Here is an 8,678-nt window from a genome sequence, read left to right as displayed (position 1 = left end):
CACTTAAAGTTAAACGCTGAATTTTCCAGGCCTTTTACACATTTTAATTTTGTGTTAGCAAATATTAACTTTAAAATGAATGCGGGAACTAAAGCGCGTTTCGTTTTGGGGGGTCAACGCCGAGGAGAGACTTTACAAAGAAGTCACGTTTGCGCATCCTGCCGTAGTTACCACCATCGCTGTGACCCATTCCTGGAATTGAGAGGAAGTCGAATTGCTTATTGCATTTGATCAATGCATCAACAACGCGATATGTCGATTCCGGCGGAACATTGGAGTCTTCATCCCCTACGATCAGTAACAAGTCGCCTTTTAACCGGTAAGCATTTGTAATGTTTGATTGTTCATCATAGTGCTTACCAACAGGATAGCCCATCCATTGCTCATTCCACCATTGCTTGTCAACGCGGTTGTCGTGGCACCCGCATGATGACACTGCGGCTTTGTAAAAGTCAGGATGAAAAAGCAGGCCGCCCATTGCGTTTTGTCCGCCAGCTGAAGTACCGTATAACCCCACCTTTGACGTATCTACCCAGGGATATTGTGCAGCCAGTGACCGGATCCAGGCTTTACGATCGGGGAAGCCGGCATCAGCAATGTTTTTCCAGGCTACATCATGAAATGCTTTTGACCGGTTTGCAGTTCCCATTCCATCGATCTGAACAACTATGAAACCAAGTTCGGCAATGCTTTGCATTTCACCATAGGGGAGATAATTCTTGGGAACAAAAGCGTCCTGGGGGCCAGCATAAATATTCTCAATAACCGGATATTTTTTTGCGGAATCAAAATCCGAAGGGCGGCAAACGACTCCCCAGATATCTGTTATACCATCACGGCCCTTTGCCCTGAAGGGCATAGGAAGAGACATCTTAAGAACGAGCAACCTGCTGGTATCTGCATGCTGGATGTTCATCAGTGGCTTGCCGGTTTCAACACTCCGGAGAACTGTAATCGGCGCGATATTAACCTGTGACCATGTATTCACCATGTATTTCCCGTCTGGCGAATAGCTGACTGAGTGATTACCCGGTTCAGGATTAAGTGCTACAAGGTTCTTACCATCAAACCGGATGCGATAGTGGTGAACATTATAGGGATCCTCACCAGGGTTTATACCGGCTGCACGAAACCAGATTTCCCGTTTTCGGCTATCGATGCTGTCAATTTCTTTTACTACCCAGTTGCCGCGAGTCACCTGGTTACGGATTTTTCCAGACATGGCATCCAGCAGGTAAATGTGACGCCAGCCATCCCTTTCGGAAGTAAGCAGTACTTCATTCGTCTCCGGCAGGTACTCCGTATAAATCCTTGATTCATAAATAAACGTCGTCGCCTGCTCGTCGTATACAGTTCGCGTTGTGCCTGTCAGTGCATCAGCTTCCATGATCCTGAAACGCTGGTGGCCGCGGTCAACTTTTTCGAAAAGGAAGTAACGTGGATCATTTTTACGGAAATGCACATATGGCGCACCGAAGAAGTCAATAATGTCGGTACGGACTTTGACCTGCTTTCCATCAGCAATACTATACACAAACATTTCATACGTTGTGAATGGGTCACCAGGTTGCTTGTAAGGCATTGAGTGCATTTGACCACGGCTGGTGCCGGGAACAGCTTTGGTAACATAATAAATCAGTGAATCCTGGTAGGGCTTTATCCTGTAAGCAACAATATATTTGCTGTCAGGTGACCACGCAACAGATCCCCAGTGCAGTTCAGGGATACCATCATTAGTCAGCTGTTGCTCTTTGCTGCCATCAGAAGCGACAATCGTTATGTTGTTATTTTTTATTACCGCCTTCCAGTTTTTGTCGGGTGACGTGCTGTCCGTACTATAATCCATCCAGCGGCTACGCCTTGTCCAACCGTTTCCATTGGAGAACCTGAAGCCGGCAGGATCTTTTTGCTTTTTCTGAATGCTGTAGTCATTAAGGTCGCAGGTATAGCGGTCCGGGCCAAGCGTAAACCCGAACACCTTCTGTTCTGTATCCAGGAAAGTAATCCGGATCGGAAGTCGCGATGGCTGATACATTTTCCCGGTTGTCTTATTCAGCGCTTCTGTGAACCTGTTTGTTGAAAAAGGTTCCTGTCTCGTTTTTTTTACTGCATCAATTGCAATAAATTCCATAACGCTGTCAGCGAGCAGATTCTGGAACCAGAATAATCCGCCTTTTTTATCCCACACCGGTTGTACTGAGGTCCGGAAAACCGACTGTTTTGCCAGGCTGTCCGTGATCTTCGCTTTTTCATAACGCATTACGATTTCAGCCGCAGTGGGATGGTATGAAGGATATTGCTGTGAAAAGGAATTAATGGAAAAGGCAAGTGACATTATTGCCACTGTGCCGGTTCTGAAAATCATGATAAATATTTTAAGGATTCGAAGCCTGGTGATCCAACGGGTAAAAACGCCAGGTGCTGGTAAAGTCCTTTGCCGGTGGCTTATTGATCAGCAATGCACGGATCATTTCAACCGGTAACTGGTTTTCCTGCAAAACAGCGTCGTGATATTGTTTATATGTCAGCTTGCCCTTGTCGACGAGTTCTTTCTTCAGCGCATAAAACTGCAATCCACCGATCATATAAGCGACCTGGTAAAGTGGACTGTACCCGCCGACGAAAGACCTGCGTACCTCTCCTTCTGCGTTGGCGCGCTCGTGACCTACCCTGTCAACAAGGAAGTCGATACATTGCTGCGGCGTCCATTTTCCCAGGTGATAGTTAAGTGAAAAGATAATCCTGGCGCAGCGGTGCATCCGCCAGAACAGCATACCAATCTTGTCTTCAGGGCCGCGGGGAAACCCGAGGTCCCACAATATCAGTTCCCAGTAAAGCGCCCATCCCTCAACCCAAAAAGGGGTATTGAAGTTCCGATAATTGCGGAAACGCTGGTTCATGAATCCCTGCAGGTGGTGACCCGCAATAAGTTCATGGTGAACTGTCGCGCGGGAGAAATGCGGGTTGTTTCCGCGCATGCTCATCATTTTATCCGAATGCACCATAGTATTTGTGGGATAGGATATACTGATAACTTCTCCGCCTGTAAAGAATGGATTTACCAGCTGGCGTTGCGGCGTCATCATAATCATTCGCCAGGTTTCCTCGGCAATGGGCGGGATTGAGATCAGGTCTTTCTTTTTTATGAAATCAATACTCTGGTTGTAAAGATCCAGGATCATTTCCGGTTGTTTTCCTTCCGGAACGTAAGTGTTCTTTACTTTTTCCATTGCCTTTTTCCAGTCGGTGCCGTAACCCATCTCACCGGTAGCCTTGAGCAGTTCCTTATCGCACCAGGCAAATTCCTTTTCAGCGATCGCCACCAGCTCTTCCGGTGTATATGGGATAAATTCCTGGCTGAGTTGACTGATCAGTTCATCCCTTCCTATTGGCTTGCCAATGATGCCACTGCCATCGTCAGCCGATGCAGCATTTTTACGGCCTTGAACCGGAAGTTGCATGGCGTATACTTTCAGCAGGCTGTCCACTCCCTTATAAGAAGCGTCCATCCAATACGTGTATTGCGGATCGTAACCATTATAAAATTCGTGGATGTTTTTCAGGCCTTCGCGGACGTCTGCAGCAAGTTGTTCGGCAGCAAGGGCCCCGGTTAAATCGAGATTTTTATCCGCGTCGAGCTTTTTAATAAGCTCCCGGGTTGCTGATGTCCATTCATTCATTTTTGCCGCATACTGGCCAGCGTGAATTGTTGCACCACGCCTGCGTTGCTTCTCAAAAGCATACACATCATCCGCGAAGGGGAGATAGCTTTTTGCCGCTGAAGATCGCTGCCTGTCCAACTCCAGAATTCGCAGGTCGTTGGTGAGATTACGTTTGAATAAAGTGTAGTCCACTTTTCCTTCATTGCTAAGCCTGCTATAGTTGTACTGTTCGATCCTTTTGAGATATTGTTTGTCCAGGTCCGAGATCCTGCTGATCCGTTCAGGTGATGTCTTCAAATAATAAAATCTGTCCAGTGAGCCTTTATCCGCACGATACTGGATGATGGCATTCGTCAGCTCCGATGCCTGGAGGGCGACTTCCTTTTCTTCAGATGCCTGTGCCAGCGCAACATCCGGAAGGAATGAAATCCAGCAATAAAATATACCGGTAACAATTATCTTCTTAACCATATTTTTTTATTGATCAGTTTCCTGGTAAAGTTTTGAACCTATTGTGCATCCCACCAAAGACGATCTGTCAGTTTTGCAGATTGCTGGGATTGAGGGTTGGAAATCAGCTCAGATTGCGGATATAACATTCGCCTGGGAATATCGCCCGAGGCATTTGGCACTTTTTCAAGCTTTGGAAATCCTGTCCTGCGCCAATCAACCCAGTTCTCCATGTTGAGAAAATTAGCTACTGATTTTTCTTCCATGATTCTCTGCAGGGCATTTGCTTCGGTGAGCGTTCCCCTTAAGAGCATATAGGTGTTCACTCCGGCAGATGAAGTATTCAGTCCAAGCTTGTCCATATGTGCAAGTATTGCCTCCTGGTAAATTGGTTCTGCTGCAGCAGCTCCGGACTGGATCAGTGTGGCTTCCGCTTTCAGGAACAGGGCTTCTGTATAATTAACGATATAGTGGGCAGCGTCTGCACCGCCATAAAACTCTGCGGGGATTGAATAGTCTTCCAGGCTACCGAGATTAACGTCCCCGATATGGCGGCCGGTATAAAGACCGGTGGCTTTCGCAGGAGCGACAATAACAGGCATGCGCGGGTCATTCCGCGATTTGAACGAGTCAACCGTGTTGGAAGAGAGGACCAGGGTTGACCCCGGAAGGAAAGTGAGGTACCATTGGTTTTCATTTCCTGCGCTTCCCGGATATTTAAATTTCAGATCATCGTCATTTGCTGTCATTCCATTCTGTAAAGCAGCAAGCGCTTTGCCAGCCAGTTCTGTAGCAGTATTGCCCGGAGCTTTTGTAAGGTGCATGTAGTACCTGGCTTTGAGAGTATAGGCGAGCTTTTCCCATTTAGATAGGTCTCCTTCATAAAAGAAATCGTCAGAACCGGGATAAAGTTCGCTTTCCTTGTCAAGGTCAGCGATGCCTTTGTCCAGGTAATCCTGTATCGAAGCATATATGTCTTCCTGCTTGTCATACGCAGGGGTAAAATCAGTGGCGCCTTTAAGCGCCTGCAGCAAAGGAATGTCGCCCCAAAGATCTGTGGCAGTGCCCAGAGTATATGCGAACAGGATCTTACCAACTCCTGAATAGGCTGTATTGTTTTTTGTTTCCGCCTTTTCAATCATCACCTTCAGATTGTTCAGGATTGTTGCATACGCATTGGACCAGTCACCATCCATCTGTGAGTTTACCAGCAGGTAGGTGCCTTCATTCGGAACAGGCTGGTTCAATGCAACTGACTGGGTATAATGCTGAGTAAGTATCGCAGCATAACCAGCATTAAGTGAATGTGAAATAGCCAACTCAACGGGGGAAAGTATAAGTGGCTCCTGTACGTTGATTGGCCGGTTGGGATCATCATTCTTATCAATGAATTTCTTGCACGCTCCTGAGGTTAATACAATGCCGCAAAGTATAGTGAATATGATATTTTTCATGATCGTTCAATTTTCAGATTACCAGTTTAAAATGTCAGCCTGAGTGAAAATGCCACTGACCTTGAGGTCGGGGTGGAAAAGGAATACAATCCCTGTGAACCGTTTGACGACCCGAAAGAACTTACTTCCGGATCACCGCCGGTAAAGTGAGGTGCGTGAATCCACAGGTTCCTGCCTGTAACGGAGAAGCTCAGGCCTTTTACGGCGGTTCCTTCAAGAATCCTTTTACTGAGGTCATAACTCAACGAGACTGTTCTCAATTTGAGATAGGTTCCATCCTGGATCACAGACTCCAGTATGCCGTTCAATCTCCTCCAGTAATCTTGCCCCTGTACCGATATGTCGTTAGGTTTGCCATCTGACGCTTTTACGCCCGGCACTATCCTTTCTCCCCTATCCTCAGTTGCTTTAGGTGTGCCATAGAAGTATCCGTAACCATCGACGTTGTTTTCAATATCGCCTCCCTTCTTCATGTCAAAAAAGAAGCTGAAGCTGAATTGTTTGTAACGGATTGTATTGTTAAGACCGGCCATCCAGTCGGGCGTGATGTTCCCGACTATGCCATCAACCGCATCGCGGAACGGAAGTCCGTCATCGCCGATCAGCAGCTGACCATCTTCAGTACGGGCATAGCGGCCACCAAATTTTACTCCGTATGGTTCACCAACTATCACCTGGGTGAAACCGTTGCCAAGTTGCTTTATATCGCCAGCATCATTAAGTGAAATCACCTTATTGCGGATCCTGCTGTAGTTAAAGGCAATGTCCCAGCTCAGGGATGCAGTTCGGACAGGTGTTGCATTGATTAGCAGTTCAATGCCCTTGTTTTCGAGCTTGGCTGAATTAAGTGTGGTGCTCGTATAACCTGAAGCAGCACTAACGACGATGCCGGGAATAATGCCGTCGATTGTTTCCTTATTGAAATAAGACAACTCTATGCCGAGACGGTTGTGAAAGAAACGGCCTTCAAATCCGAATTCGAGTTCATTAAGTCTTTCGTTTTTCAACGTTGGATTTCCGAGGGTTTGGCTCAGCAGGAACCCTGATTGTCCCTGGAAGGGAAAGTTGATGGTGCCCACAGTTGCCGGACTATAAGGTGTCAGCAAGGAGTAGGCGCCGACCTGGTCATTTCCAACAGTTGCATAAGATGCCCTTATTTTCGCCATATCCACCCATGACCGCGTGCGTTCCGGGAAAAACTCGGAAAGCACAAAGGCTGCCGCAGCAGAGCCATAAGGATAGAATGCGTTATCCTGCGACAACACAGAACTACCATCGTAACGACCGGTGAGGGAAAGAGTTACGAACCTGTTATAATCGATATTTGCCTGCGCATAAAACCCGACTTTCCTGCTCAGGTAATTTCCTTCAGTAAAAGTGATGGTTGAAGCGTTACTGATGTTGGTAAAATTTTCAATAGATGTTCCTAAACCATTGCCCTGGTAAGTTTGGGAATACGTTGAAAGAATGTTGTTTCCCAGCAACAGGTTGGTATTGAATTTCCCGAAATCTTTGTGTGCGTGGATAATGATATCATTGTTGAACTGCCGGAAATTATAATTGCGGTCAATAATGCGGCCATTGGTTGCCAGAGTGGAGCTCGGTGCTTCAACATACTTGGACTGTTCCGAATAAACGTCTGCCCCGAATCGCTCAGTGATTGTAAGCCAGTTAGTCGGTGTGTAGTTGAAAGTCAGAACAGGAATTACGCGATTAACAGTTGCACTGTTGTTAATATGGTCAAGTACCCAGTAAGGGTTATTTCGTGAGAAGCGAAAGACGCGTTGTGTGCCGTCTTCATTGAGGTAGGGCAAAGGATTCCAGGATACCGGCGCAGTAAAAATTGTCCAAACCGGAGCTTCCAGCACATAACCTTCTGGTGGGCGGTTACTCTTAGACCCGGAATATGTCACCTGCACGGTTGCATTCAGTTTGTCGGTGAGGCGATTAGAGAATTTAGTGAAAACGCTGTGCCTTTTATAGTCGCTATTGGGCACTGTTCCTTTCTGATCAAAATAGGAGTAGGACATAAAGTAGCTGGATGCTGCGCCGCCGCCACTTACGCTAATTGAATTATTGGAAGTAACACCAGTGCGGAAGAACAGATCCATCTGGTCGTACTTAGGTGCTTTTGCGCCATTTATCATCAGTGTGTCCATGAGTGGTCCCCATACTGCGGAGGTTTTCTGATCTTCACCATTAAAAAATACACCTCGGTCTCCCTGGGCATATTTAGTTTGGATCTCCGGTAACAGTGGCTTTTCAAATGACAGATCCGAACTGAAAGTGAGTGATGGTTTGCGGTTAAGATGCCCGTTTTTTGTCGTGATCATTACTACTCCCCTTGCGCCTGATGAGCCGTAGAGTGCGGTTGCCGCAGCACCTTTCAGAACGTTGATCGTTTCGATAGTTCCGGGATCGATATCTGACAGGCGGTTTGTGCCGGGACCGGAATTCAGGTTGCCGGTTTCATCATTGTTAATGGGAATACCATCTACAACGATCAATGCCTGGTTGTCGCCATATATTGATGTATTGCCCCGGATGACAATGCGGGATGAAGCGCCCGGAGTACCAGATGAACTTGTGATCTGCATTCCTGCCACTTTTCCGGCGAGTGCATTCACGACGTTTGGTTCCTTTGTTTTGAGCAATTCATCACCCTTTACTTCCTGTGTACTGTAGGTAAGGTTTCTTTTCTCGCGCTTTACGCCTAAGGCTGTAACCACCACTTCTTCCAGTTGAGCGCTTGTTTGAGAAAGAGTAATGCTGATTTCCGTTTGCCCGTTGAGATTGATTTCCTGGTCGCGGAAGCCAACAGCGCTGATAACGAGGGTGCCGGATTGCGGATAGCTGAGTGAAAAGCTTCCGTCGTTATTGGTCGACGACCCGCCATTCACATTCCTGACTTTTATTGTTGCACCTGAAATCGGCACACCTTTCTGGTCCTGGATTTTGCCACGCAGGACCGTGGTCTGGCTATAAAGAATATTGGTGAAGATTGCTGCGGCCAGTGTCAGCAATGTTTTTGCAGTGGACATCATAAGCAGTTTGGTTTCGGTATTTCCAAACTTACTACGACTGCCTGCAGGCGGATTTATGTGATTTAGCT

The 8,678-nt window shown here is 46.9% G+C and carries 4 protein-coding genes; all 4 read right to left on the bottom strand.

The genetic code is table 11. The features are described 5' to 3' along the window. Positions 1-88: 88 nt before the first annotated feature. From OI18_RS01925 to OI18_RS01910, 4 genes are read right to left on the bottom strand one after another with little or no spacing between them, the layout of a single operon-like run. Entirely contained in the window at positions 89-2,365 is a 2,277-nt protein-coding gene (locus OI18_RS01925) for a S9 family peptidase (protein WP_052272775.1), read from the bottom strand. Between the two features lie 10 nt (positions 2,366-2,375). Continuing rightward, positions 2,376-4,133 carry a DUF885 family protein gene (locus OI18_RS01920; RefSeq protein ID WP_039136553.1) on the bottom strand — a complete coding sequence of 586 codons (1,758 nt, stop codon included), beginning with the start codon at positions 4,131-4,133 and terminating at the stop codon, positions 2,376-2,378. Between the two features lie 38 nt (positions 4,134-4,171). Beyond that, the gene (locus tag OI18_RS01915; protein ID WP_039136551.1) at positions 4,172-5,566 is read right to left on the bottom strand and encodes a SusD/RagB family nutrient-binding outer membrane lipoprotein; all 1,395 of its coding nucleotides are present in this window, start codon (positions 5,564-5,566) and stop codon (positions 4,172-4,174) included. A 26-nt stretch (positions 5,567-5,592) separates the two neighbouring features. Next, positions 5,593-8,610: a SusC/RagA family TonB-linked outer membrane protein gene (locus OI18_RS01910; protein ID WP_039136549.1), complete on the bottom strand. Its 3,018-nt coding sequence runs from the start codon at positions 8,608-8,610 to the stop codon at positions 5,593-5,595. Positions 8,611-8,678: the final 68 nt, after the last annotated feature.

This window comes from Flavihumibacter solisilvae (assembly GCF_000814475.1).
Taxonomy (GTDB): domain Bacteria; phylum Bacteroidota; class Bacteroidia; order Chitinophagales; family Chitinophagaceae; genus Flavihumibacter; species Flavihumibacter solisilvae.
Note: the sequence above shows the minus strand (reverse complement) of the source record. Positions and strands in the feature narration are given on the sequence as shown.

Excerpts from the sequence above, each read along its gene's own strand:
- OI18_RS01915 (WP_039136551.1), bottom strand. The coding sequence starts at position 5,566 with ATGAAAAATATCATATTCACTATACTTTGCGGCATTGTATTAACCTCA.
- OI18_RS01920 (WP_039136553.1), bottom strand. The coding sequence starts at position 4,133 with ATGGTTAAGAAGATAATTGTTACCGGTATATTTTATTGCTGGATTTCA.
- OI18_RS01910 (WP_039136549.1), bottom strand. The coding sequence starts at position 8,610 with ATGATGTCCACTGCAAAAACATTGCTGACACTGGCCGCAGCAATCTTC.
- OI18_RS01925 (WP_052272775.1), bottom strand. The coding sequence starts at position 2,365 with ATGATTTTCAGAACCGGCACAGTGGCAATAATGTCACTTGCCTTTTCC.